Below are 24,412 nucleotides of genomic sequence, written 5' to 3'. Positions count from 1 at the left end.
ACTCACTCCTTCCAGTTACCCTTGTCGTATTCCCGATGGTCCAGCACATGTCGAATATAGAGCCGCTGCATTCGGTAGCGCACAATCGCAATGAGGCGCAGCTTGTTACCACCTATGTTGAAGACGTGTAACGCCCCCACTTTATCCACGGCCGGAAAAATCGATTTCAACGCCGCGAAGTCTTCTGGATTGAGGACTTTGACCTTCCGATACCACGCATCCAAAGCACAGGCTGAATGAGGCCACTTCACTTTGGCATTGCGGATTTGTTTCGCACTGATTACGCGCATGCAACATCCCTATCGCATATTGCTATGGAGGTTAAACCCGAACTGCGACTATCGCAATTTGCTATGGCGCCGAACGGACCAATGGTGCTGTTTCGAACAAGCACTCCCAGCCTAGATAGGCATGCGCCAATCGACATTTGCGAATCTGTTAGCGCATGCGTCGTCGCCCTCGAGCTTGATAAAACGGCTACCTGACTCCAGATAGGGAGCATTGGCCACATCCACGGAGCGCCACCATGTCCGAACCTCTCGTTATCCCCTGCCCCCATTGCAACGGCCTCAACCGCATCCCCGGAGAGCGCCTGGGGGATACGCCCAAATGTGGGCGCTGCAAGCAGCCGGTTCTACTGAGCAAGCCTTTCGAGCTGAAGCAAGGCGACTACGCCAGCCAGATCAAGGGCGATTTACCGTTGCTGGTGGATGTGTGGGCCGATTGGTGTGGGCCGTGTAAATCCTTCGCGCCGGTATTCGAACAGGCGGCCGCGCAGCTGGCGGGCAAGTGCCGGCTGGCCAAGCTGGACAGTGAGGCTAATCAGCAGCTGTCGGCGCAGTTGGGGATTCGTTCGATCCCCAGTTTGATTCTGTTCAAGAACGGCCGCGAAGTGGCGCGCCAGAGCGGCGCCTTTCCGTTGCCGCAGTTGATGAGTTGGTTGCGTAGCCAGGGGGTGTAACCCGAATGCCAGTCAGTTAAGTTTTTTTGTAGGAGCGAGGGGGACGCCTAGTTCTTGCTCGCGAAAAACGTCAACGATAACGCGTGTTTCCTGAGTGAATGCGGCGTCTGTGAGTTTTTCGCGAGCAAGAACTAGGCGTCCCCCTCGCTCCTACAGAAGGCGATGTACGCTTAACTGACTGGCATTCGGGCTTGCCCGCTCCCACATTGGGTCCGGGTAGCGCTTGAGGTCAGGCATTTTCCAGCAGGTTGTGCAGCTCCACGAATTGCAGAGTGAGCTTATGCCGTGGGTCCAGGTGGATCAGCGGCTTGTTCTGCTGGTGCGACTCACGCATGCGCACTGAGCTGGCCAGGTACACCGGCAATACCGGCAAACCTTCGGCCATCAACTCATCGAGCATCTGCTGCGGCAGGCTCGCCCGGGCCTGGAACTGGTTGACGACGATGCCTTCCACTTCCAGCCCCTCGTTGTGGTCCTCCTTCAACTCTTCGATTTCTGCCAGCAGGCCATACAACGCCTGGCGCGAGAAACTGTCGCAATCGAAGGGGATCAATACACGATCAGCGGCAATCAGCGCCGAAACCGCATAAAAATTCAATGCCGGCGGGGTATCCAGGTAAATCCGGTCGTAATCCTCGCTCAATTCATCCAGCAGCTTTCGCAGCTTGTTGATCTTGTGCTTGGCCTCGAGCTTGGGCTGCAAATCCGCCAACTCTGCGGTGGCCGTGATCACATGCAGGTTGTCGAACGGTGTCTCGTAGATATCCACGCGGTTTTTCTTGGAAAAAGGCCCGGAAGACAGGGTTTGCTTGAAGAATTCGGCAATGCCCATCGGGATATCATCGCCGGTCAGCCCGGTAAGGTACTGGGTGGAGTTGGCTTGTGCATCGAGGTCCACCAACAGGGTTCGATAGCCTTCACTGGCGCTGACTGCCGCCAGGTTGCAGGCGATACTGGACTTGCCAACGCCGCCTTTCTGATTGAACACCACGCGCCGCATGGAAAAACCTCCGTGTATCAATGAATGTCCGAGTGTAGAGGGCAAAAGCGCCTGTTCGCTACCTCGTTCATCCATGCACGGCTGCATTAACCGCGAGCCATGGCTCATCGCGTACAAACGAATAGGAAGGGTCCGACAATCCAATTCGTCCTGCGGTAAAGGACAATCTGTAAATCTCTCCGCAAATTTTGTAATCAGCCGTGAACAATTCTTTACCAAAGTTTGCTAGAACCCCACGGCACCCGGATAATGCGCGCCATTCGGCTCTTGCTCACCGTCCCGGTAAACTCGGCCAATGGCCGCACATGGAAGCCCGCAGGGGCGGGATAACTTCTCAGTGATCAACTTCAACATCGCCCAATGGCGTGCCTGGGCTCCTGGCCTGGACAGCGCGGACGACTGGTACGCCTGGTGCCGGGCCCCGGTGTTGCTGCCCGCCAGCGAAGCCAGCCCCGACGTATCGTTCTTGCCCGCCATGCAGCGCCGCCGCCTCAGCCGCCTGGCACGCATGGCGTTCAGCGTGGGTTGGCCGCTGGCCGAGGGCCGGCAAGACCTGCCCCTGGTGTTTATTTCGCGTCACGGCGAAACCCCGCGCACCCTCGACATCCTCAGCGACCTGGCCAATGACCAGCCGCTGTCGCCGACCCAGTTCAGCCTGTCGGTACATAACGCAGTGATTGGCCTGTGGTCGATCCTACGCAATGAAACCAGCGAGATGACGGCCCTTGCTGCCGCTGGCGACGGCCTGGAACACGGCCTGCTCGAAGCCGCCGCCCTGCTCAATGAAGGCGCCCCGGCCGTGTTGCTGGTGATTACCGAAGAACAGCCGCCTGAAGCCTATGCCGACTGGATCGCCGACGTGCCGTTCCCCTATGCCCTCGGCCTGCTGCTGACCCCAGGCGACGAGTGGCAACTGGAACTTACCCGCGGCACTGTCCAACCCACTCAAACCCAGTGGCCCCATGCCCTGAACCTGCTGCGCACCCTGCTCACTGAACAGGTCGCCTGCCAACATGCCTGGAAGAACCGCGTATGGAACTGGCAACGCAAGCCCTGACCGACAAACCACGGGACGCCTACTACTGGCGCCTGCTCGCCACCGCCGCCAGCTTCGCGCTGTTCGGAGCAGGCGGCCTGTGCCTGCGTTTGCTGGTGTTCCCGTTGCTCGCGTGCCTGCCAGGAAGCGCCGAAAAACACCAACGCCGCGCCCGCCATACCATCAGCAAGCTGTTCTGGTTCTTTATCCGCCTGATGCAACGCGCCGGCGTGCTGACCTACAGCGTCGAAGGTGCGGAAAACCTCGGGCGCCCAGGCCAGATGATCATCGCCAACCACCCGTCGCTGATCGATGTGGTGTTTTTGATCGGCCTGGTGCGCCAGGCCAACTGCGTGGTCAAGCAAAGCCTGTGGCAGAACCCCTTCACCCGTGGGCCGGTGCGCGATGCGGGCTATATCAGCAACGACGGCAGCAGCGAAATGCTCGATGCCGCCGCCGATGCCCTGCGCGGCGGCCAGACCCTGATCATTTTTCCCGAAGGCACCCGCACCACCCCTGGCTCGGCGCCTGCCTTTCATCGCGGCGCCGCCGCCATTGCGCTGCGCGGTGCGACAATCATCACCCCCGTGGTGATCAAGGTCAGCCCCACCACCCTGACCAAGGCCGAACCCTGGTATCGCATCCCAAAACGCCGCGTGCACTTCAGTTTGCGGGTAGGGGCCGATATAGAACCACAGGCGTTTGCCGCACTCGGGCCCGCGCCCCAGGCTTCACGCAAGCTCAACGATTACCTGCATCACTATTTTATTAAGGAGCTCGCCGAAGATGAGCGACCAACACAGCCTTGAGCACGACATAAAGGTGCTGATCATCGAGGCCCTGGGCCTGGAAGACATCAGCGCCGACGACATCGGAAACGATCAAACCCTGTTCGGCGAAGGCCTCGGCCTGGATTCGGTAGACGCCCTGGAATTGGGCCTGGCGATCCAGAAAAAGTACGGCATAAAAATCGATGCCGACGCCAAGGACACCCGCAATCACTTCACCAACGTGGCCAGCCTTGCGGCGTTCGTCACGGCCAGACAGGCAGCTTGAGACCGGACCATGCAAACTCGTGACGATATTTTCAACACCCTGCGCGACGCCTTGGTGGAACTGTTTGAACTGCCCCCGGAACGCGTCACCCTCGACGCCAACCTGTACCAGGACCTGGAAATCGACAGCATCGACGCCGTGGACCTGATCGACCATATCAAGCGCCAGACCGGCAAGAAGATCGCCGCTGAGGAATTCAAGGCAGTACGCACCGTGAACGATGTGGTTGAGGCGGTGTACCGTCTGGTCCAGCCAGCCGCATGAGCCGGTTGATTAGCCTTGGCCTGTTGTTGGCGGGGCTGCTGTACCCTTTTGCCGTGTATTACGGCACCGAGCACTTTGCGCCGTGGCAATTTGGCTTGCTGCTGGGCAGCCTGTGGCTGTTGCGCGCGCTGACCGCTGCACGGCGCCCCGGTAGCCGCTGGATGGCCGTGGCGGTCATCGTGTTTTGCCTGCTGCTGGCCTGGTTCGACAACCCTCGCCTGTTGCGCTGGTACCCGAGCCTGGTCAGTGCATTCATGCTCACGCTGTTCGGCCTGAGCCTGAAATACGGCCCGCCGATGGTCGAGCGCCTGGCCCGCATGAGCGACCCTCAGTTGCCAACCCACGCCGTCGTGTATACGCGCCAGGTCACCGTGGTGTGGAGTGTGTTTTTTCTATGTAATGGCCTGCTCGCCGCCGCCCTCACCCTTTGGGCGCCGCTGAGCTGGTGGACGTTGTACAACGGCCTGATCGCCTACGGGCTGATGGGGCTGTTGTTTGCCGTGGAATGGCTGGTACGACAAAGGGTTCGAGGCCGCGTATGAATGGGTTGAAACTTGAGCAGTTGCTGCTTGAGCCGCTGCAACAGCGTTTGGTCACCACCGAACCTGCAATGAATCACGCCCAGCTGTGGGAACAATCCCTGCGTCTGGCGGCGGGTTTGCAGGCACATGGCATCAAGCGCGTGGCTGTCCATCTGGAAGATGCCGGCTTATTGGCCGTCGCCTTGCTGGCTGCCTGGCGCGCCGGGGCCAGTGTGCTGCTGCCCGCCGACCTGCAACCGCAAACCCGCCTACGCTGGGCCGATGCCGTCGACGCCTGGTTGATCGCCGCCGATGACCTCGCCGCGCTCGACCAAGCGCCGCTGGACCCGGCGGCACTGGATCTGGACACTTGCCAACTGAGCCTGTGTACCTCCGGTTCCAGCGGCGAACCCAAGCGCATCGACAAGACCCTGCGCCAGCTGGCCAACGAAGTTGAGGCCCTGGAAGCCCTATGGGGTCCAGACCTCGAAGACGCGTGCATCATCGGCAGCGTCGCCACCCAACATATCTACGGTTTGCTGTTCCGGGTGCTATGGCCGTTGTGCGCCGGCCGTCCCTTTGTGCGCCACCAACTGGCCTTCCCCGAGGATTTACAGCGCGCCAGCCGCGAACACGCGCATTTTGCCTGGGTCGCCAGCCCGGCGCTGCTCAAGCGCATGGGCGATAACCTCGACTGGACGGCGCTGAGCCAAGTGTCGCGGGTGTTCTCTTCCGGTGGCGCGCTGCCCATCGAGGCCGCCGGCAGCCTTTACGATCGCCTGCAGCAATGGCCGACAGAAATCCTCGGCAGCTCGGAAACCGGTGGTATTGCCTGGCGCCAAGGCGCACAGCCGTGGCAGCCGTTTGCCGGTGTCGAGCTGAGCCAGGACGCCGACGGCGCCCTGCGCATCGCCTCGCCGTACTTGCCCGCCGGGCATATCGAGCAGACCGCCGACGCCGCCCGCATCCACGCCGATGGCCGCTTCGAACTGCTCGGTCGCCTGGACCGCATCGTCAAGCTGGAAGAAAAACGCATCTCCCTGCCCATGCTTGAACACGCGCTGATGGCCCACCCGTGGGTCACCGAAACCCGCCTGGGCGTGGTCCAGGAAAACCGTGCGTCACTCGGCGCGCTGGTGGTGTTGAGCGCCGAGGGCCTGCATGCCCTGCGCAACCAGGGCCGACGCACCGTGACCCAAACCCTGCGCCAGCACCTGAGCCAACACTGCGAAGCCCTGGCCCTGCCCCGGCGCTGGCGCTTGCTGCGCCAGTTGCCACTGAACAGCCAAGGCAAGCTGCCCCAGGCGGATGTCGAAGCACTGCTGCTGGCCCCCCGGCCAAAAGCGCCGGAGGTGCTGGAACACGTCGAAGTCGATGGCGAATGGACCTTGCAACTGAGCGTCCCGCCGGACCTGGCCTATTTCAGCGGCCACTTCCCGGTCACCCCGGTGCTGCCGGGCGTGGTGCAAGTGGAGTGGGCATTCAACCTCGGCCAGCAGTGCCTGGACCTGCCGCCGACCTTCGCCGGCATGGAAGTGCTCAAGTTCCAGCAACTGGTGCGTCCGGGCGACTGTATCGAACTGCACCTGCGCTTCGACCAGGAACGCGGCAAGCTGTATTTCGCCTACCGCAACGGCGTCGCCACCTGCTCCAGCGGCCGGATCCAATTGGAAGCCGCCCATGCATAACCCCTGCGCCCTGATCCCGGTCTACAACCACGAAGCCGCCGTGCCGGCCGTGGTCCATAGCCTGCTGAACAGCGGCCTGCCCTGTCTGCTGGTGGACGATGGCAGCAGCCCGGCGTGCGCGGCGGTATTGGCGCAACTGGCGAGCCTCGATAACGTCACCCTGCTGACCCTGCCCAACAACCAGGGCAAAGGCAGTGCGGTCATGGCCGGTTTTCGCGAAGCCGCGCGCCTGGGCTTCACCCACGCCCTGCAAGTGGACGCCGACGGCCAACATGACCTGCGCGAAGTCGAAAGCTTTATCGACACCTCACGCCGGCACCCCACGGCCGTGATCTGTGGCTACCCCGAATACGATGACAGCGTGCCCAAGGCTCGTTTGTATGCGCGCTACCTGACCCATGTGTGGGTATGGATCAATACCCTGTCGCTACAGATTCGCGACTCGATGTGCGGCTTTCGCGTATACCCGCTGGCGCCCACGCTGGCCCTGATGGACTCGGCCTACATCGGCACACACATGGATTTCGACTCCGACATCCTGGTGCGCCTGGCCTGGCGCAACCAGCCGATGCGCTGGCTGCCGACCCAGGTGCATTACCCCGCCGACGGGCTGTCACACTTCCGCCTGTTCCGTGACAACGTGCGCATTTCGGCCATGCACACCCGGTTGTTCTTCGGCATGCTGGTGCGCGCGCCGATGATCCTGTGGCGACGGTGGCAGGCATGAGCGACAGCAGCAAACACTGGGCCGATCGCGAGGAGCGCGGCAGCTACTGGCTGATGAAATTCACCGCCGTCGCCGCCAAGGTGCTTGGCCGACGCCTGCTGAGCCCGCTGTTGTACGGCATCGTGTTGTACTTCTTCCTGTTCGGCCGCACGGCGCGCCAGAGCGCCTGGCAGTACCAGCAGCGCCTGGCTGAGTGGAGCGGTCGGGATGAGCTGCGCCCGAGCCAGCGCAAAGTCTTCGGCCAGTTCATGGCCTTTGCCGACGCCTTGCTCGACAAGCTCGACGTCTGGAACGGCAAGCTGCGCCTGGAGCAGATCGAGATCCACGACCCGGCGCAATTGCGCGGGCAACTGCGTGGCGAACGCGGACAGATGCTGGTGGGTGCGCACCTGGGCAACCTCGAAGTGTGCCGTGCGCTGGCGGAAATCGGCGAACGCGTCACCATGAACGTGCTGGTGCACACCAAGCATGCCGAGCGTTTCAACCGCCTGCTGGGCGAAGCCGGCGCGACCCATTTACGCCTGATCCAGGTCAGCGAGCTGGACCCGGCCACCATGCTGCTGCTCAGCCAGCGCCTGGACGAAGGCGAATGGCTGGCAATTGCCGGCGACCGCGTACCGCTGCATGGCGGGCGCACGGTGCGCGTGGACTTCCTCGGCCATGACGCCGCCTTCCCCCAGGGCCCGTGGCTGCTGGCCGGCCTGCTCAAATGCCCGGTAAACCTGCTGATGTGCCTCAAACACCAGGGCCGCTATCGCCTGACCATCGAGCCCTTCGCGCAATCGATCGAATGGAAGCGCAGCACCCGCGAGCAGGTCATCGCGCAGTGGACCGCGCGCTACGCCGCACGCCTGGGCCAGTTCTGCCTGGAAGCGCCCCAACAATGGTTCAACTTTTATCCCTTCTGGAAGACCGATGACGACGCATCTTGAGCCGGTAACCTTTGGCGAACGCCCTCTGCGCATTGAAGACGTATTGGCCCTGGCCAACCGTCAGGTGCCCACGCACTTGCAGGATGACGCCGCCTATCGCCAGCGCATCGCCAAAGGCGCGCAGTTCCTCGACTCGCTGCTCGACAAGGAAGGCGTGATCTACGGCGTGACCACCGGCTACGGTGACTCCTGCGTGGTGGCGGTGCCATTGCAGCACGTCGAAGCGCTGCCGCGTCACCTGTACACCTTCCACGGTTGCGGCCTGGGCAAGTTGCTCGACGCACAAGCCACCCGTGCCGTGCTGGCGGCGCGTTTGCAGTCGCTGTGCCACGGCGTGTCCGGCGTGCGTGTGGAGCTGCTCGAGCGCCTGCATGCATTCCTGGAACACGATGTACTGCCGCTGATCCCGGAAGAAGGCTCGGTGGGTGCCAGCGGTGATTTGACGCCGCTGTCCTATGTGGCTGCGACCCTGTCCGGCGAACGTGACGTGCTGTTCCGTGGCGAACGCCGCCAGGCCATCGACGTACACCGCGAATTGGGCTGGCAGCCGCTGGTGCTACGCCCCAAGGAAGCCCTGGCGCTGATGAACGGCACTGCGGTGATGACTGGCCTCGCCTGCCTGGCGTTCGCCCGCGCCGATTACCTGCTGCAACTGGCCACGCGCATTACCGCGCTGAACGTGGTGGCGCTGCAAGGCAACCCGGAGCACTTCGACGAGCGCCTGTTCGCCGCCAAGCCGCACCCGGGGCAGATGCAGGTTGCGGCCTGGCTGCGCAAGGACCTGGCGATTGATGCGCCGACAGCCCCTCTGCACCGCTTGCAGGATCGTTATTCACTGCGTTGCGCGCCCCATGTGCTCGGCGTGCTGGCCGACAGCCTGAACTGGCTGCGTTCGTTTATCGAGATTGAGCTCAACAGCGCCAACGACAACCCGATCATCGACGCCGAAGAAGAGCGCGTGCTGCACGGCGGGCATTTCTACGGCGGGCATATCGCGTTCGCCATGGACAGCCTCAAGACCCTGGTGGCCAACGTCGCTGATCTGTTGGACCGGCAACTCGCGCTGCTGGTGGACGTGCGTTACAACCATGGCCTGCCGAGCAACCTGTCCGGCGCGCCGGCGGACCGCGCGATGATCAACCACGGGTTCAAGGCCGTGCAGATCGGTACCAGCGCCTGGACCGCCGAAGCGCTGAAAAATACCATGCCGGCCAGCGTGTTCTCGCGCTCCACCGAATGCCATAACCAGGACAAGGTGAGCATGGGCACCATTGCCGCCCGCGACGCGATCCGCGTGCTGGAGCTGACCGAACAGGTGGCCGCCGCCACCTTGCTCGCGGCCAACCAGGGTGTGTGGCTGCGCGCCCAGGCCGAGGATGCACGCCCACTGCCACCGGCATTGGCCGCCATGCACGAAGAACTGGCCAAGGACTTCCCGCCGGTCATCGAAGACCGTGCCCTGGAAGGCGAACTGCGCCTGTGCCTGCAACGCATCGCCGAGCAACACTGGGGGCTGCATGCGTAGCCCTGGCGTACTGCACAGCGACACCGAAATCCTCGTGCCGTTTTTCGACGTCGACACCATGAACGTGGTGTGGCACGGGCATTACGTGAAGTACCTGGAAGTGGCGCGCTGCGCGTTGCTGGACAAGATCGGCCATAACTACGCGGCGATGCTCGAAGCCGGCTACGCCTGGCCGGTGATCGACATGCAACTGCGCTATGTGCGCGGTGCGGTGTTCGGCCAGACGATCAACGTGCGCGCCAGCCTGGTGGAGTGGGAGAACCGTTTGAAGGTCAATTACCTGATCACCGATCTGGCCAGCGGCGAGCGTTTGACCCGAGCCAGCACCGTGCAAGTGGCGGTGGAAATTGCCACTCGCGAAATGCAACTGGCCTCGCCCAAAGTCTTCACCGACGCCGTAGAGAGAGCCTTGAAATGAGATCCCCTGTGGGAGGGGGCTTGCCCCCGATGGACGTCAACGATAACGCGACCCGCCTGACACTGCGCAGCGCCCTGCGTTTTTTCGCGAGCAAGCTCGCTCCCACCCTGACCGGGTTGTTGCTGAGCTTCAGCGCTCACGCTTTCGATTTGCAGCAACTGAGCGATCAACTGGCCAAACCGTCTGTGATCCACGGCAGTTTCATCCAGGAAAAACACCTGCGTGCACTGCCGCAACCGTTGGTCAGCAAAGGCACCTTTGTGCTGGCCAAGGACCACGGCCTGCTCTGGCTGCTGAAAACCCCGTTGCAGCAGGATTACCGCATCAGCCCACAAGGCATTGCCCGCCGCGACGCCAATGGCTGGCAAACCCTGCCGAACAAGAGCGCCGGGGCCGAGCAGAACCGTCTGTTCCTCGCCGTGCTCCAGGGTGACAGCAGCGGTTTGCAACGCGATTTCGAACTGCAACTGCAAGGTGAGGCCACGCAGTGGAAGCTGACGCTGATCCCGCGTTCGTTGCTGCTCAAACAAGTGTTCACCCAGATCAATATCGACGGCGGCGAACTGGTGCATACCATCGAACTGCTGGAAACCCAGGGCGACAGCACCGTATTGCGCATGCAGGACAGCACGGCGAGCCAACCCTTGAGCGACGCGGAGCAACACGACTTTGCCCAGTGAGCGCCAGTTACCGCGCCTGTTCCTGATCCTGCTGGTGGCCGTGCTGGCCCTGGCCGGCTGGCAGTGGCGCCACGGTGCACCGCTGTCGGCCAACCTGATGGAACTGGTGCCGGGCGGCGCGCCGGACGCCCTGGAGCAGCAAGCCGAACAGCGCATGCAGGAGCCGTTGAATCGCGAGATGCTGGTGTTGGTCGGGCATGCCGATCGCCAGCAGGCGGTGGCCGTGGCCCAACAATTGGGCGAGCGCTGGCAGGCCAGCGGGTTGTTCGAGAAGGTGCAATGGAACCTGCAAGCCGACTTGCCGGCACTGCGTGAGCAATTGCTGCGCGGGCGCTTGGCGATGCTGTCGGGCAAAGACCGCGAGCAACTGATCGACCATCCCGACGCGTTCATCCAGCAACGTGTGCAATCACTGTTCGACCCCTTCACCGGGTTCAGCCTGGTGCCGAGCCAGGATGACTGGCTGGGCCTCACCGGGCGCATCCAGAACAGCCAGCCGCAACAAGGCGCGGTGCAGCTGGATATCGGCAGCGGTGCGCTGATCGCCGAGGCCGACGGCAAGAGCTGGGTGCTGCTGCGCGCGCGTACCACCGGCAATGCCTTCGATATGAAACTGCCGTTGCAAGTGGCGGATTTGCTCCAGGCCAGCCGCACGCAGGCCAGTGAGCAAGGCGCGCAGTTGCTCGCCGCCAGCGGCCTGCTCTACGCCGCCAACGGGCAGCAGCAGGCCAGCCGGGAAATCACCTGGGTCGGCGGCGGCGCGACCGTTGGCATCCTGTTGCTGCTGTTGCTTGCGTTCCGCCGCTGGCGCGTGTTGCTGGCGTTTGTGCCGGTGCTGGTGGGCATGCTGTTTGGCGCGGTGGCCTGTGTGGCGCTGTTTGGCCATATGCATGTGATGACCCTGGTACTCGGCTCCAGCTTGATCGGCGTGGCCGTGGATTACCCGCTGCACTACCTGTCCAAAAGCTGGAGCATGCAGCCGTGGCGCAGTTGGCCGGCATTACGCCTGACCCTGCCGGGGCTGACCCTGAGCCTGGCCACCAGTTGCATCGGTTACCTGGCGCTGGCCTGGACGCCCTTCCCGGCCTTGACGCAAATCGCAGTGTTCTCCGCGGCGGGGCTGGTCGGCGCCTATCTGTCGGCCGTCTGCCTGTTGCCGGCGTTGCTCAAGGGCGTGGAACTGCGCCCGGCGCAATGGCCGCTGCGCATCGCCGAGGGCCTGTGGCGCATGCGCGCCTCGCTGGTCAAGCGCGTGCCGAGCGCGGTGCTGCTGGTGTGGGTACTGCTGTTCTGCGCCGCTGGCCTGTGGCAGTTGAACAGCAAAAACGATATTCGCCAGTGGATCGGCGCACCGCCGCAATTGCTGCAAGAGGCCCAGGCCGTGGCGCGTATTACCGGGTTCCAGCCCACCAGCCAGTTCTTCCTGGTGCGCGCGGACAATCAGCAACAGTTACTGGAACGCCAAGCCGCCCTGGGCCAGCGCCTGGAACAGTTGGTGAATATGGACAAGCTCCAGGGCTACCTGGCGCTGAACCAGTTGGTCAACCTGCCGGCCGAGCAACAACGGCTGCGCGAGGCATTGAATAAACTGCCGGAACATTGGCAACCGCTGCTGGACCTCGGTGTGCCGGCCAGCGCGCTGCAAGCCGAAGTCGCGCAGTTGCAGGCGCTGCCCACCGAAGACATCGACGCTGCGCTGGTCGGGCCCCTGGCTGAACCCTGGCGCACGCTGTGGCTGGGCCCGGTGGACGGCGGCGTGGCGGCCATGGTCAGCCTGCAAGGCTTGAACAACCCGGCACTGCTGCAGGTGCAGGCCGTGGATTTGCCCGGCGTGCAACTGGTCGATCGCCTGGGTGACTTGAATCGCGTTTTCGCCGCGACCCAGATCAGCGCGGCTGAATTGAAGTTGATGTCGTGCGGGCTGATCGTGCTACTGCTGGTCCTGCCGTTCGGCTTGGGCGGTGCGTTGCGTATCGTTGCCCTGCCGTTGCTGGCGGCGCTGTGCAGCCTGGCCAGCCTGGGTTGGCTGGGCCAGCCACTGACGCTGTTCAGCCTGTTCGGCCTGCTGCTGGTCACGGCCATCAGTGTCGACTACGCGATCCTGATGCGTGAACAGATCGGCGGGCCCGCGGTCAGCCTTTTAGGAACACTGCTGGCGGCACTGACAACCTGGTTGTCGTTCGGCCTGCTGGCGGTGTCGAGCACGCCGGCAGTGAGTAATTTCGGTCTATCGGTCAGCCTGGGCCTGGCGTTCAGCTTTATGCTGGCGCCCTGGGCCGGCCAACAGAAGCACGCCTTATGAATGTGATTATCGCCAATGTGGCAAGGAGCCCTCGTGCCCATAGTTGAAATGGAACGTCGCCAGGTGGTGGTGATCGGTGCCGGCCCATCCGGTGCCATCGCCGCGACGCTGCTAAAGCGCCAGGGGCATGATGTCTTGATTATCGAGCGCCAGCATTTCCCGCGCTTCTCGATTGGCGAAAGCCTGTTGTCCCACTGCATCGACTTTATCGAAGAAGCCGGCATGCTCGACGCTGTGCAGGCGGCGGGTTTCCAGGTGAAAACCGGTGCCGCGTTTGCCTGGGGCGAGCGCTACAGCGCGTTCGATTTTGGCGATACCTTCAGCCAGGGCAAGCCGACCACCTTCCAGGTGCAGCGCGGCGAGTTCGATAAGCTGCTGGCAGACCAGGCGGCGTTGCAAGGGGTGGACATCCGCTACGGCCAAACCATCGTCGGCGTGGATTTTTCCGGCGAGTGTCGCTACCTGCATGTGCGCCGCGAGAATGGCAGCGAGTACCACGTCAAAGCCAAGTTCGTGCTCGATGCCAGCGGCTACGGCCGCGTGCTGCCGCGCCTGCTGGACCTGGAAGCGCCGTCGAACTTCCCACTGCGCCAGGCGGTGTTCACCCATGTCGAAGACCGCATCGAACACCCGGGCTTTGACCGCACCAAGATCCTCGTGACCACCCACCCGACCCAGCGCGATATCTGGTTCTGGACCATCCCGTTCAGCAACGGCCGCTGCTCGGTGGGCGTGGTCGCGGCCAAGGCGCATTTCGACGGCCGCGACAGTGACCTCGATGCCTGCCTGCGCGGTTTTATCGACGAGACGCCAAGCCTGTCCGGCGTGCTGCAAAATGCGGTATGGGATACACCTGCACGGACCATCGGCGGTTATTCGGCCAACGTCAAAACCCTGCATGGCCCGGGCTTTGCGCTGCTGGGCAACGCTGCGGAATTCCTCGACCCGGTGTTCTCGTCCGGCGTGACCATCGCCATGCGTTCGGCGAGCATGGCAGCCGGTGTGCTGCACCGCCAGCTCAAGGGCGAGACGGTGGATTGGCAAACTGAGTTTGCCGAGCCGCTCAAGCGCGGTGTCGACACCTTCCGTTGCTACGTCGAAGGTTGGTACGCCGGGACCTTCCAGGATGTGATTTTCCATGCGGGCAGCTCGCCAGAGATTCGTCGGATGATCAGCTCGATCCTCGCCGGTTATGCCTGGGATGAGCGCAACCCATTCGTCAGCGAACCCAAGCGGCGGCTGCGGATGTTGTCGGAGATTTGTGCGGGGGATGCCGCGTGAGCAGTCAGTACTTAAGTAAGCACTACGTCGAAGAAACCAGGTTCGGCTTCTGGTTCCTGCGCAGCCACACCTGGCAGCATCATGTGTTGCGCGTGGCCATCAACGACCTGCGCAGCCTGTTCAGCGAGCCGTTGCCCGTCGCGCCGGTATTGCTCGACGCCGGTTGCGGCCAGGGGAAATCCTTCAAGCTGTTGCAGCAGGTGTTCGCGCCCTCGCGCCTGATCGGTCTGGACGCCGACCCCCATAGCCTGGAACGGAGCCGTGAAGAAGCCACGCGCCAGGGCCTGGCCGTCGAGTTGATCGGCAGCGACTGCGCCACCCTCGATGTGGCGGATGCCAGCGTCGACATCCTGTTCTGCCACCAGACCTTCCATCATCTGGTCGAGCAGCATCGCGCGCTGAACGAGTTCTACCGGGTCCTCAAGCCCGGTGGCTACCTGCTGTTTGCCGAGTCCACCGAAGCCTATATCGACACCTGGGTCATTCGCTGGCTGTTCCGCCACCCGATGCACGTGCAAAAAAGCGCCGAGCAGTACCTGGAGATGCTCCGCGAGCAGGGCTTTGAATTCGACGCACGGAATGTCTCTTACCCATACTTGTGGTGGAGCCGTGCCCGCGATTTCGGCCTGCTCGAGCGCTGGGGCCTGCGCAAGGCGCCCCCGGTGGGCCAGCGGGAAGAAACCCTGGTCAACTGCGTGGCGCGCAAACCCTTGGCGAGCGTCGCGGCATGATCCGCCTGTTGTTGATCGGTTGCCTGTTGCTGCTGAGCGCCTGCGCCAGCCAGCCACCGCTGCCGGAGAAAACCCCGACCCTGGCGTTGCCGCTGCAATTGCATGTGCAGCGCATGGAACGTGGCCAGAGCCAGGATTGGCTGTTGGTGATCCAACGCGAGGGCAACGCCATCCGCTGGTCGATGATGGACCCGCTGGGCATCCCCCTGGCCCGGCAGAAACTCATCGATGGCCAGTGGCAGGCCGACGGCTTGCTGCCGCCCAACCCCCAGGCGCGCGAGCTGTTTGCCGCGTTGCTGTTTGCCCTGGCTTCGGCGGATGACGTGCGCAGCCTTTACCCCAACGCCCAGGCGATGGACCTGACACGCACGCTTCCGGGCCATTGGCAAATCGTCTATCAGTCTTCAGAAGTGTTCAGTGTGAACATCAGCGGGCAGCCGTTGAGTTATCGCATCACACCGCTTGGGGCCGCCCGATGACCGCCTACCTCAATGCCCTCGGCGTGATCTGCGCCCTGGGGCGCGGCCAGGACGCAGTCAGCCGCAGCCTGTTTGCCGGCGACTGCACAGGGATGCGCGCCGAAAGCGGCTGGGTGCCGGAACGAGTGTTGCCGGTGGGCAGCGTACCCGGCGAATTGGCGAGCATCCCTGCGCAACTGGGCCGGCAGAACAGCCGCAATAACCAACTGTTGCTGGAAGCCGCGTTGCAGATCGAAGCGGATATCCGCCAGGCGATCCTGACCTACGGCGCCTCACGGGTCGGCATCGTGCTGGGCACCAGCACCTCGGGCATTGACGAGGCCAGCCGCAGCATCGCCCATTACCTGCGCGACAAGCACTTCCCCAGGGACTACGACTACCAGCAACAGGAACTCAGCGCCCCGGCGAACTTCCTCGCCGACTGGCTGCAACTGAGCGGCCCGGCCTACGTGATCTCCACCGCCTGCACCTCCAGCGCACGCGCGCTGATGAGTGCCCGGCGCCTGTTGGATCTGGGCGTGTGCGACGCGGTGATCTGCGGCGGCGTCGACAGCCTGTGCAAGTTGACGCTTAACGGCTTTACGGCGCTGGAGGCGGTATCCAACGAACGTTGCAACCCCTTTTCAGTGAACCGCAACGGCATCAATATCGGCGAAGCGGCGGTGCTGTTCCTGATGAGTCGCGAGACCGCCCCGATCGCCCTGTTGGGCAGCGGCGCCAGTTGCGATGCGCACCATATTTCTGCGCCGGAGCCGACGGGCAAAGGCGCGTTGCAGGCGATGCGCAAGGCGCTGGCCAGTGCCGGGTTGCAGCCCGAGCAGATCGGTTACCTGAACCTGCACGGCACCGCCACCCAACACAACGACGCCATGGAAAGCCTGGCCGTCGCCAGCCTGTTCCCTGCCGGGGTGGCCTGCTCCTCGACCAAACCCATGAGCGGCCACACCCTGGGCGCCGCCGGCGCACTGGAAGCGGCGTTCTGCTGGCTGAGCCTGGCCCATGGCCGGGTGCCGCCGCACGTGTGGGACGGCCAGGCCGACCCGACGCTGCCGGCCTTGCACTGGGCGCAGGCCGGTGACGCCTTGGAAAAACGCTGCCTGATGAGCAACTCGTTTGCTTTCGGCGGTAATAACGTCAGCCTGATTATCGCAGAGGCCCCATGATCGATTGGCCACTCGCCGAACTGCTGCCCCATGCGGGCGACATGATCCTGATCGACCAGGTGCTGTCGTTCGATGAAGAGCAGATACACACCCGCGCCACCGTCAAGCCCGGCGGCCTGTTCAATCGCCCCGACGGCAGCCTGCCGGCCTGGGTCGGCATCGAATTGATGGCGCAGAGCGTCGCCGCCTATGCCGGCTGTCGTGCCCGCCAAAAAGGCCAGGCCGTGGAACTGGGTTTCCTGTTGGGCACACGCAAGTTCGAGTGCAACGTGGCGCATTTCCCGGCAGGCGCCGAGTTACGCATCCACGGCCTGCGCTCCCTGGAAGACGACAACGGCATGGGTGTGTTCGAATGCCACCTCACCGGTGACGGTATCCAGGCCACCGCGCGCCTGAACGTATTTCGACCGCCCCAGGCGGCCAACTATTTAGAAGAATCGAAGGACGAAACGCCATGACTGAATCCGTACTGGTCACCGGCTCCAGCCGTGGTATCGGCCGCGCCATTGCCCTGCGCCTGGCCCAGGCCGGCCATGACATCGTGCTGCATTGCCGCAGTGGTCGCGCTGAAGCCGACGCAGTGCAGGTCGAGATCGAAGCCCTGGGCCGCAAGGCGCGGGTGCTGCAATTCGACGTGGCGGACCGCGCGGCGTGCAAGGCCATCCTTGAGGCAGATGTGGAGCAACAGGGTGCCTACTACGGCGTGGTGCTCAACGCCGGCCTGACCCGTGACGGTGCGTTCCCGGCCTTGTCCGAAGAGGACTGGGACGTGGTGATGCGTACCAACCTCGATGGTTTCTACAACGTACTGCACCCGGTGATGATGCCGATGATTCGGCGGCGCGCGGCCGGGCGTATCGTGTGCATCACCTCGGTATCGGGCCTGATCGGCAATCGCGGGCAGGTCAACTACAGTGCCTCGAAAGCCGGCCTGATCGGCGCGGCCAAGGCATTGGCCATCGAATTGGGCAAGCGCAAGATCACCGTCAACTGCGTCGCCCCCGGCTTGATCGATACCGCCATGCTCGATGAGAACGTACCGGTCGAAGAATTGATGAAAATGATCCCGGCGCAGCGCATGGGGACCCCGGAAGAGGTGGCCAGCGCGGTGAATTTTCTGATGTCGGCCGAAGCCGGCTATATCACGCGCCAGGTCCTGGCCGTGAATGGGGGCCTGTGCTGATGAAGCGCGTCGTAGTCACCGGCATGGCCGGCATGACCTCCCTGGGCAGCGATTGGGAGACCATCGCCGCCAACTTTCGCGCCAACCGCAGCGGCATCCGTCGCATGGACGAGTGGAACCGCTTCACCGAACTGAACACGCGCCTGGCCGGGCCGATCGATGATTTCGTCGTGCCTGCCCATTGGACCCGCAAGCAGTTGCGCAGCATGGGCCGCGTGTCGCGCCTGGCCGTGTGGGCGGCGGAGCAGGCCTTGAAGGACGCGGGCCTGCTCGGCGATGAGTCGATCAAGGACGGGCGCATGGGTGTGGCCTGTGGTTCGTCCACCGGCAGCACCGACGAGATCAAGGCGTTCGGCAATATGCTGCTCAACTCGGTGGCCGAAGGGCTCAACGCCAACTCCTACGTGCGAATGATGCCCCACACCACGGCGGCGAATATCAGCATCTTCTTTGGCCTCACCGGGCGCTTGATCCCCACGTCCAGCGCCTGCACCAGCGGCAGCCAGGGCATTGGGTATGCCTACGAGGCGATCAAATTCGGGCGCCTGCCGTTGATGCTGGCCGGCGGCGCTGAAGAACTGTGCCCCACCGAGGCCATGGTGTTCGATGCGCTGTACGCCACGAGCCTGAAGAACGACGCACCGCAGACCAGCCCGCGCCCGTATGACAGCGCCCGCGACGGCCTGGTGATCGGCGAAGGCGGCGGCATGCTGGTGCTCGAAGAGCTGGAACACGCCCTGGCGCGGGGTGCACATATCCACGCCGAGATTGTCGGCTTTGGCAGCAACGCCGACGGCCAGCACACCACCCGCCCGGAACAGAAAACCATGCGCCGCGCCATGGAGCTGGCCCTGGAAGACGCCGGGCTTGAGCCCGCGGCCATCGGTTACGTGAATGGCCACGGCACCGCCACCGACCAGGGCGACATCGCCGAGACCCTGGCCACCAGCAGCCTGTTTGGCAGCCGCATGCCCATCAGCTCGCAGAAAAGCTTCCTCGGCCACACCCTGGGCGCCTGCGGCGCGCTGGAGTCGTGGTTCAGCATCGAGATGATGAATCGCGACCAGTACGTACACACCTTCAACCTCGACCATGTCGACCCACAGTGCGGCGAGCTGGACTACCTGCAAGGTGGATTCCGCGAGATGCACCACGACTACGTGATGAACAACAACTTTGCCTTTGGCGGCGTCAACACCTCGTTGATCTTCCGCCGCTGGTCCTGACTTTTTAATCGACTGGAGAAAACGGAATGTCTTCTTTGCTACGCGCGACCCTGATCACCCTGGCCCTGCTGACCACGGCCGCTTGCACCAGCAAACCGGTGCTCAACACCCAGCACGACCTGCCGGCGAATGCCCAGGTCAGCGAAGAAAAAATCAAGCAGGTGATCGTTGCCGCCCTGCAAAAACGCGAATGGAGCGTGCAACGCCTGAGCCCGCAACTGGTACAGGCGGAGATCACCGTGCGTAACCAGTTCTATGCCGCCATCGACATCCGCTACACCCGCAACAGCTACGCCATCACCTACCGCGACAGCCGTGACCTGGGCTACAAGGACGGCAAGATCCACCGCAACTACAACCGTTGGGTGAGCATGCTGGACCGCGATATCCTGGCGGGGTTGCGGGTGTATGGCGTAAATGAAGCGAATACGACCGGACAGTAGTTAAGAGATAGAACGGGCAACAGTAACCTGTGGCGAGCGGGCTTGTTGTGGCGAGCGGGCTTGCCCCGCGTTGGGGCGCGAAGCGGCCCCATTACAAGCGATGTTTTTTTAACTGACACACCGCAGTGCCTGGTTTTGGGGCTGCTGCGCAGCCCAACGCGGGGCAAGCCCGCTCGCCACAACAAGCCTGCGCGCCACAGTAAGCCCGCTCGCCACAGACCGGCCCGCTCGCCACAGTTACAGTGTTCCTCCTGAACTGACTGGCATCAGGGCAAGCCGCTCGCCACCAACAACGCCACAAACGCCTTCGCCATCGGTGTTTGCGCGCCCTTGCGCTGCACCAGCCACACCGCTGTCACCGCTTCCTGATCAAGCAAGGTGCGATAGACCACGCCATCGATACGTATGCGCTGGTACGACGCCGGTAGCACCGACACCCCCAGCCCCGCCGCCACCAAGCCGATGATGGTCATCGCCTCCCCCGCCTCCTGGGCGAAGTGCGGGCTGAAACCGGCGTCGCGGGCCAGGTTGAGCAGTTGCGCATACAGACCGCTGCCGTAGGTGCGCGGGAAAAACACAAACGGTTCCTGCGCCAGTTGCGCCAGGTGCAGGCCGCGCTCGCTGCCGTCCACCAACGGGTGTCCGGCGTTGAGTACCGCGACCAGGGGCTCACGCATCAGCTCGATGACACTCAGCGAATCGGGCAAAGGCAGCGGGCGCATCAAACCCACCTGGATCGACTCGTCCACCAGCGACTCCGCCACCTCGGTGCTACTCATTTCCTGCAGATTCAAGTGCACGGCCGGGAATGCCTGGCGAAAGGCAAAGATGGCCTGGGGGATGCTGGAGTTGAAGGGGGCCGACGAGGTAAAGCCGATCTTCAACTCCCCCAGCTCACCCAACTGCGCCCGTCGCGCCACATCCGCCGCCTTGTCGACCTGGGCCAGCACCAACCGCGCCTCGTGCAGGAACAGGCGCCCCGCCTCACTCAGTTCGACCCGACGATTGGTCCGCTCAAACAACCGCGCCCCCACCTCCTGCTCCAGCGCCTGGATCTGCTGGCTCAGCGGCGGCTGCGAGATGCCCAGCACCTGCGCCGCACGGCCAAAATGCAGTTCCTCGGCGACGGCGATGAAGTACCGCAGGTGACGTAATTCCATGCAAACCTCATTAGGTCGTAAAAGCTATCAAACAGGTCGAACAATATATTGGAAAGAATCATTAGGCAGCTATATGCTTTTTTGCATTGCCGGTCCTGGCACGCTCTTGCTCCCCGAGGTCCCCGTGAAATCTGCTGTCGCTCCACTCCCTCAAGAAGCCCCGCCGACCGCCCTGGATGAGGTGGTAGCCCAGCTCAACGACGCATACATCGAAAAAGGCACGCCGATGTTCATGCGCACGGTGCTGGCGCTGTTCTCCGGCGGCTTCGCCACCTTTGCCCTGTTGTATTGCGTGCAGCCCATGATGCCGGCGCTGTCCCAGGAATTTTCCATCAACGCGGCCCAGAGCAGCCTGATCCTGTCGGTGTCCACCGCCATGTTGGCCCTGGGCCTGCTGATTACCGGGCCGATCTCCGACACCCTGGGGCGCAAGCCGGTGATGGTCGCGGCGTTGTTCTGCGCAGCCCTGGCCACCATCGCCAGCGGCTTGATGCCGACCTGGCAAGGGATCCTGTTGATGCGCGCGCTGGTGGGGCTGTCCTTGAGCGGCCTGGCCGCCGTGGCCATGACTTACCTGAGTGAAGAGATCCACCCCCAACACATCGGCCTGGCCATGGGCCTGTATATCGGCGGCAACGCGATTGGCGGCATGAGCGGGCGCCTGATCATCGGCGTGCTGATCGACTTCGTCAGCTGGCACACCGCAATGCTGATCATCGGCGGCCTGGCCCTGATCGCCGCGACCGTGTTCTGGAAGATCCTCCCCGAATCGCGCAACTTCCGCGCCAGCAGCCTCAAGCCGCGCAGCCTGGTGAACGGCTTTGTCATGCACTTCAAGGACGCGGGCCTGCCGTGGTTATTCCTTGAAGCCTTCCTGCTGATGGGTGCATTCGTGACGATGTTCAACTACATCGGCTACCGCCTGCTGGCCGACCCGTATGACCTGAGCCAGGCCGTGGTCGGCCTGCTGTCGCTGGTGTACCTGTCGGGCATCTACAGCTCGGCCAAGATCGGCTCCCTGGCCGACCGCCTCGGCCGCCGCCGTGTGCTGTGGGGCACCATTGTACTGATGCTCGCCGGCATGGCCCTGACCCTGTTCACCCCACTCTGGCTGGTGGTGCCCGGCATGCTGATCTTCACCTTCGGCTTCTTCGGCGCCCACTCGGTGGCCAGCAGCTGGATCGGGCGCCGCGCGGTGAAGGCCAAGGGGCAGGCGTCGTCGTTGTACCTGTTCTGCTACTACGTAGGGTCGAGTATCGCCGGTACGGCGGGCGGGTTCTTTTGGCACTTTGCCGGGTGGAACGGCATCGGTGCCTTCATCGTGGCGCTGTTGGTCGGCGCGCTGCTGGTGGCGTTGAAGCTGGCGAAGCTGCCGCCATTGGCCTCGGCTTGAGGGGCCGCCACCTTGAACGACATTCGCGCCAGCACCCGCTTACCCCGGCGCTCGTGCATGACTACGGCGCCGATATGCAGGACCAGCATCAGCAACAACGCCACGCAGGACAGCACATGCGTACGGGTATACAAGGCGATGCGGGCCGGATCGCTTTCAAACGGGCCAAAGGAAACCAGGTTAAAAACATTGATCGGACGATCCATCATCAGCACGCCCGTCGCCAACACCAAGGCAAGCACCAGGTACATGGCTTTGTGGACCAGCAACGCCATGTATTCCTGCGGTGTTCGCTTGATGGAAAAGTCCAGGCCGTGGGCAAAGGAACAATAAACCCGCAAGACAAACACCGGGATATAGAGGGTGGTCAACGATACATTGAAGAACGCCACCCACGCCTTGACCGACGCAGGCACGCTGAATACGGCCACAAAAAAGCCTGAGAGTAACGCCCACACAATAATGACAGCCGAAACCCAATGCAGCAGTTTCTGGCTCGTTGAATACGCTGAAGTGTTCATCCTGATATCACCTGACAATGAACGCCATGCACTGGCGAGAGGAAGAGTCGGGTAGGATTTTTACCGAGGCGAGTTACCTGAGGCTGTAGGAGAAATCCTAAGGCGCCCAAGCTACCAAGGCAGGACTTAACGAACGCTGAAGCGCAGCGAATCCCCCGCCGCCTGGGCGAAGCTGCCGCCGTTGGCCCATGCTTAAAGCACCAAGCGTGCCTCCAGGTGGCTGCCGCGCTTTTCCAGCGTCAGCGTCTGAAAAGCGCCCGCATCGCGCTCCAGTTCCGCAAGCCATTTGAGCAAAGCGTGTGCATCGCCGCTGAGGGTCAGGCGCAACTGCTCGTTTTGCACCTCGATCTGCTGCACCTTCAGCCCCGCCGCTTCGGCACTGTCGTTGATGGTCGAGGCTAGCGGTTGCCCTGCCACCGGCAAGGCGCGTTGGGGTTGAGTGCTGTTGACCTGCTGCGCCAACGCCAGTTGCTGCTGGTAATGGCGCTCGACGCTGGTCACACGTTGTCGGCTGGGCTGCCACAGCATTTGGAAGGCCAGCACACCGATCACGAATACCGTCAGTCCTTTCAACAAAAACCGATCACGTGGCGACAGCGCTTTCCAGGTCTGGAGCCCCTTCATGATGGGTCCTCCAGCATCAGCACGGCATGCACTCGATGACCTTCCTTGCTGGCGTGACCGATACGCACTGGCATACCGCTGCGCTGCCCCTGCTCCCGCAACCGTTCCAATGCGGTGAAACCGTTGGCGGCCAATTGGATCGTCCACCCTTCACCACGGCGAAACTCCATGCGCTGTACCTCCACATCGGCACCACCGATCACCTGCTCGCTGAGGCTGACCAATCGTGTCAGCGGCGTCGCGAGCTGGTTTGCATTTTGCCCCTGTAGCGCCTTGAGCTGCGCGGCCAGATCGACAATGCGAGTCTGCTCGGGATACATCGCCTGGAAGCGTTCCACACTCTGCGCATACAGCCGATGGGCTTGCCCTTCGACGTACTGGCTACGTAGCTGCATAAACCCCACCTCAAGCAGGAATAACACCGCGGTGGCCAGGACCAGCGTTGACCAGGGCCAGCGTTGCCGGACACGGCCCAATTCCCCATGCAGCAGGTTGATCGGTTGACCTTGAGCCCCCCATAACGCCTGTTCGACCTGTGCCCTGCTCGCCTCTTCATCCAGCCACTGCAACGGCTCGCTCAACACCCCTTCAAGCGTCTTGAGGGCCACTGCGGACATGGCCAGGGGCGCGGGACAGCGGACAACCCGGCGACCGTACCAGTGGACTGCAACGGCGCAGTCGCCAGGCAGCATATCGGCATCGACATGCACGGCACGCACCTCAATGGCCAGCGTCGCCAGCAGGTGCAACAACGCCTTGAAACGCGCCTTGTGCGTTACCAGCACGGGGTAGCAGCCCGCCCCGTCACGAGGTCCGACACACACATGCAAGGCTTCAAGGTCCTCGCCCACCTGTTCTTCAATGGCGAAGGCGATGGCCTGGGCGCTGGGTCGTCGCTTTGAAGGCCACACGTCGGTGCGCAAACCGCTGCACATCTCCATTGGCAGCAGCAGGTGCACCGGCTGCCCTGCCAGGTAAACCGCCGCTTCATCCAGGGTCATCTGCCGATTGTCCCCTGCTGCGCGCCAGACACAACACGGCCATTGCTTCGAGGGTGAGGTCAAGCCTTCGGCACTCAAATGAAGCCAGGTTTTCATC

Annotated in this window: 27 protein-coding genes and 1 pseudogene; 22 read left to right on the top strand and 6 right to left on the bottom strand. The window is 63.0% G+C overall.

Going from position 1 to position 24,412, the window contains the following annotated elements; genetic code table 11:
* Nucleotides 1-2: 2 nt before the first annotated feature.
* Nucleotides 3-290: a type II toxin-antitoxin system HigB family toxin gene (locus tag AB7933_RS03900; protein ID WP_024073007.1), complete on the bottom strand. Its 288-nt coding sequence runs from the start codon at nucleotides 288-290 to the stop codon at nucleotides 3-5.
* A 236-nt stretch (nucleotides 291-526) separates the two neighbouring features.
* On the opposite strand from AB7933_RS03900, the gene trxC reads away from it, so the two are divergent.
* Nucleotides 527-961, top strand: a complete 435-nt coding sequence (trxC, locus tag AB7933_RS03895) for a thioredoxin TrxC (protein ID WP_024073006.1) — start codon at nucleotides 527-529, stop codon at nucleotides 959-961.
* A 229-nt stretch (nucleotides 962-1,190) separates the two neighbouring features.
* Here trxC and AB7933_RS03890 read toward each other — a convergent pair whose 3' ends face one another.
* A complete protein-coding gene (locus AB7933_RS03890) occupies nucleotides 1,191-1,961 on the bottom strand; it encodes a ParA family protein (RefSeq protein ID WP_024073005.1) in 771 nt (256 codons plus the stop codon).
* Between the two features lie 337 nt (nucleotides 1,962-2,298).
* Between AB7933_RS03890 and AB7933_RS03885 the strand changes: the two genes are divergently transcribed.
* Genes AB7933_RS03885 through AB7933_RS03790 form a run of 20 tightly spaced genes read left to right on the top strand, consistent with a single transcriptional unit; the run spans nucleotide 2,299 to nucleotide 19,616 of the window.
* Nucleotides 2,299-3,018 carry a beta-ketoacyl synthase chain length factor gene (locus tag AB7933_RS03885; protein ID WP_024073004.1) on the top strand — a complete coding sequence of 240 codons (720 nt, stop codon included), beginning with the start codon at nucleotides 2,299-2,301 and terminating at the stop codon, nucleotides 3,016-3,018.
* Nucleotides 2,994-3,806: a lysophospholipid acyltransferase family protein gene (locus tag AB7933_RS03880; protein ID WP_024073003.1), complete on the top strand. Its 813-nt coding sequence runs from the start codon at nucleotides 2,994-2,996 to the stop codon at nucleotides 3,804-3,806. The genes AB7933_RS03885 and AB7933_RS03880 overlap by 25 nt, the downstream gene beginning before the upstream one ends.
* Nucleotides 3,784-4,053: a phosphopantetheine-binding protein gene (locus tag AB7933_RS03875; protein ID WP_024073002.1), complete on the top strand. Its 270-nt coding sequence runs from the start codon at nucleotides 3,784-3,786 to the stop codon at nucleotides 4,051-4,053. Before AB7933_RS03880 ends, AB7933_RS03875 begins: the two co-directional genes overlap by 23 nt.
* Nucleotides 4,054-4,062: 9 nt before the next feature.
* The gene (locus AB7933_RS03870) at nucleotides 4,063-4,317 is read left to right on the top strand and encodes an acyl carrier protein (RefSeq protein WP_003187949.1); all 255 of its coding nucleotides are present in this window, start codon (nucleotides 4,063-4,065) and stop codon (nucleotides 4,315-4,317) included.
* The gene (locus tag AB7933_RS03865; RefSeq protein ID WP_024073001.1) at nucleotides 4,314-4,859 is read left to right on the top strand and encodes a membrane protein; all 546 of its coding nucleotides are present in this window, start codon (nucleotides 4,314-4,316) and stop codon (nucleotides 4,857-4,859) included. Before AB7933_RS03870 ends, AB7933_RS03865 begins: the two co-directional genes overlap by 4 nt.
* Nucleotides 4,856-6,526: an AMP-binding protein gene (locus AB7933_RS03860; protein ID WP_024073000.1), complete on the top strand. Its 1,671-nt coding sequence runs from the start codon at nucleotides 4,856-4,858 to the stop codon at nucleotides 6,524-6,526. Before AB7933_RS03865 ends, AB7933_RS03860 begins: the two co-directional genes overlap by 4 nt.
* Nucleotides 6,519-7,253 (top strand): glycosyltransferase family 2 protein, encoded by a 735-nt coding sequence (locus AB7933_RS03855; RefSeq protein WP_024072999.1) that lies wholly within the window; start codon nucleotides 6,519-6,521, stop codon nucleotides 7,251-7,253. Before AB7933_RS03860 ends, AB7933_RS03855 begins: the two co-directional genes overlap by 8 nt.
* Nucleotides 7,250-8,185 carry a glycosyl transferase gene (locus AB7933_RS03850; protein ID WP_024072998.1) on the top strand — a complete coding sequence of 312 codons (936 nt, stop codon included), beginning with the start codon at nucleotides 7,250-7,252 and terminating at the stop codon, nucleotides 8,183-8,185. The genes AB7933_RS03855 and AB7933_RS03850 overlap by 4 nt, the downstream gene beginning before the upstream one ends.
* Nucleotides 8,169-9,710 (top strand): HAL/PAL/TAL family ammonia-lyase, encoded by a 1,542-nt coding sequence (locus AB7933_RS03845; RefSeq protein ID WP_024072997.1) that lies wholly within the window; start codon nucleotides 8,169-8,171, stop codon nucleotides 9,708-9,710. Before AB7933_RS03850 ends, AB7933_RS03845 begins: the two co-directional genes overlap by 17 nt.
* Nucleotides 9,703-10,128: an acyl-CoA thioesterase gene (locus AB7933_RS03840; RefSeq protein ID WP_024072996.1), complete on the top strand. Its 426-nt coding sequence runs from the start codon at nucleotides 9,703-9,705 to the stop codon at nucleotides 10,126-10,128. The genes AB7933_RS03845 and AB7933_RS03840 overlap by 8 nt, the downstream gene beginning before the upstream one ends.
* A gap of 29 nt (nucleotides 10,129-10,157) precedes the next feature.
* Nucleotides 10,158-10,808: an outer membrane lipoprotein carrier protein LolA gene (locus tag AB7933_RS03835; RefSeq protein WP_041160826.1), complete on the top strand. Its 651-nt coding sequence runs from the start codon at nucleotides 10,158-10,160 to the stop codon at nucleotides 10,806-10,808.
* The gene (locus AB7933_RS03830) at nucleotides 10,798-13,110 is read left to right on the top strand and encodes an MMPL family transporter (RefSeq protein WP_024072994.1); all 2,313 of its coding nucleotides are present in this window, start codon (nucleotides 10,798-10,800) and stop codon (nucleotides 13,108-13,110) included. Before AB7933_RS03835 ends, AB7933_RS03830 begins: the two co-directional genes overlap by 11 nt.
* 33 nt (nucleotides 13,111-13,143) lie before the next feature.
* Nucleotides 13,144-14,391: an NAD(P)/FAD-dependent oxidoreductase gene (locus AB7933_RS03825; protein ID WP_024072993.1), complete on the top strand. Its 1,248-nt coding sequence runs from the start codon at nucleotides 13,144-13,146 to the stop codon at nucleotides 14,389-14,391.
* Complete coding sequence (locus AB7933_RS03820) at nucleotides 14,388-15,122, top strand: class I SAM-dependent methyltransferase (RefSeq protein ID WP_024072992.1); 735 nt, start codon at nucleotides 14,388-14,390, stop codon at nucleotides 15,120-15,122. The genes AB7933_RS03825 and AB7933_RS03820 overlap by 4 nt, the downstream gene beginning before the upstream one ends.
* The gene (locus AB7933_RS03815; protein ID WP_024072991.1) at nucleotides 15,119-15,601 is read left to right on the top strand and encodes a hypothetical protein; all 483 of its coding nucleotides are present in this window, start codon (nucleotides 15,119-15,121) and stop codon (nucleotides 15,599-15,601) included. Before AB7933_RS03820 ends, AB7933_RS03815 begins: the two co-directional genes overlap by 4 nt.
* Complete coding sequence (locus tag AB7933_RS03810) at nucleotides 15,598-16,764, top strand: beta-ketoacyl-[acyl-carrier-protein] synthase family protein (protein WP_024072990.1); 1,167 nt, start codon at nucleotides 15,598-15,600, stop codon at nucleotides 16,762-16,764. Before AB7933_RS03815 ends, AB7933_RS03810 begins: the two co-directional genes overlap by 4 nt.
* Entirely contained in the window at nucleotides 16,761-17,222 is a 462-nt protein-coding gene (locus AB7933_RS03805; RefSeq protein WP_024072989.1) for a hotdog family protein, read from the top strand. Before AB7933_RS03810 ends, AB7933_RS03805 begins: the two co-directional genes overlap by 4 nt.
* On the top strand, nucleotides 17,219-17,947 hold the full coding sequence (gene fabG / locus AB7933_RS03800) for a 3-oxoacyl-ACP reductase FabG (protein ID WP_024072988.1): 729 nt from the start codon (nucleotides 17,219-17,221) through the stop codon (nucleotides 17,945-17,947). The genes AB7933_RS03805 and fabG overlap by 4 nt, the downstream gene beginning before the upstream one ends.
* Nucleotides 17,947-19,173, top strand: coding sequence for a beta-ketoacyl-ACP synthase (locus AB7933_RS03795; protein ID WP_024072987.1), 1,227 nt, complete (start codon nucleotides 17,947-17,949; stop codon nucleotides 19,171-19,173). Before fabG ends, AB7933_RS03795 begins: the two co-directional genes overlap by 1 nt.
* Nucleotides 19,174-19,199: 26 nt before the next feature.
* Nucleotides 19,200-19,616 carry a hypothetical protein gene (locus tag AB7933_RS03790; RefSeq protein WP_024072986.1) on the top strand — a complete coding sequence of 139 codons (417 nt, stop codon included), beginning with the start codon at nucleotides 19,200-19,202 and terminating at the stop codon, nucleotides 19,614-19,616.
* A gap of 266 nt (nucleotides 19,617-19,882) precedes the next feature.
* Here the strand turns inward: AB7933_RS03790 and AB7933_RS03785 are convergent, their stop codons facing one another.
* Nucleotides 19,883-20,776 carry a LysR family transcriptional regulator gene (locus AB7933_RS03785; protein WP_024072985.1) on the bottom strand — a complete coding sequence of 298 codons (894 nt, stop codon included), beginning with the start codon at nucleotides 20,774-20,776 and terminating at the stop codon, nucleotides 19,883-19,885.
* Nucleotides 20,777-20,900: 124 nt separating this feature from the next.
* On the opposite strand from AB7933_RS03785, the gene AB7933_RS03780 reads away from it, so the two are divergent.
* Nucleotides 20,901-22,169 carry an MFS transporter gene (locus AB7933_RS03780; RefSeq protein ID WP_041161085.1) on the top strand — a complete coding sequence of 423 codons (1,269 nt, stop codon included), beginning with the start codon at nucleotides 20,901-20,903 and terminating at the stop codon, nucleotides 22,167-22,169.
* Between the two features lie 32 nt (nucleotides 22,170-22,201).
* Here AB7933_RS03780 and AB7933_RS03775 read toward each other — a convergent pair.
* The 3 genes and pseudogenes from AB7933_RS03775 to gspL form a co-directional block, all read right to left on the bottom strand.
* A pseudogene (locus AB7933_RS03775) lies at nucleotides 22,202-22,690 on the bottom strand (cytochrome b/b6 domain-containing protein); the annotation flags it as partial.
* A 192-nt stretch (nucleotides 22,691-22,882) separates the two neighbouring features.
* Nucleotides 22,883-23,314 (bottom strand): type II secretion system protein GspM, encoded by a 432-nt coding sequence (gene gspM, locus AB7933_RS03770; RefSeq protein WP_024072982.1) that lies wholly within the window; start codon nucleotides 23,312-23,314, stop codon nucleotides 22,883-22,885.
* On the bottom strand, nucleotides 23,311-24,411 hold the full coding sequence (gene gspL / locus AB7933_RS03765; RefSeq protein WP_041160824.1) for a type II secretion system protein GspL: 1,101 nt from the start codon (nucleotides 24,409-24,411) through the stop codon (nucleotides 23,311-23,313). Before gspL ends, gspM begins: the two co-directional genes overlap by 4 nt.
* Between the last annotated feature and the right edge of the window lies 1 nt (nucleotide 24,412).

The organism is Pseudomonas gorinensis (genome assembly GCF_042015035.1).
In the GTDB taxonomy this organism is placed as follows: Bacteria; Pseudomonadota; Gammaproteobacteria; order Pseudomonadales; family Pseudomonadaceae; genus Aquipseudomonas; species Aquipseudomonas gorinensis.
The sequence above is the reverse complement of the archived record's forward strand: the minus strand, read 5'-3'. Positions and strand labels throughout refer to the sequence as shown.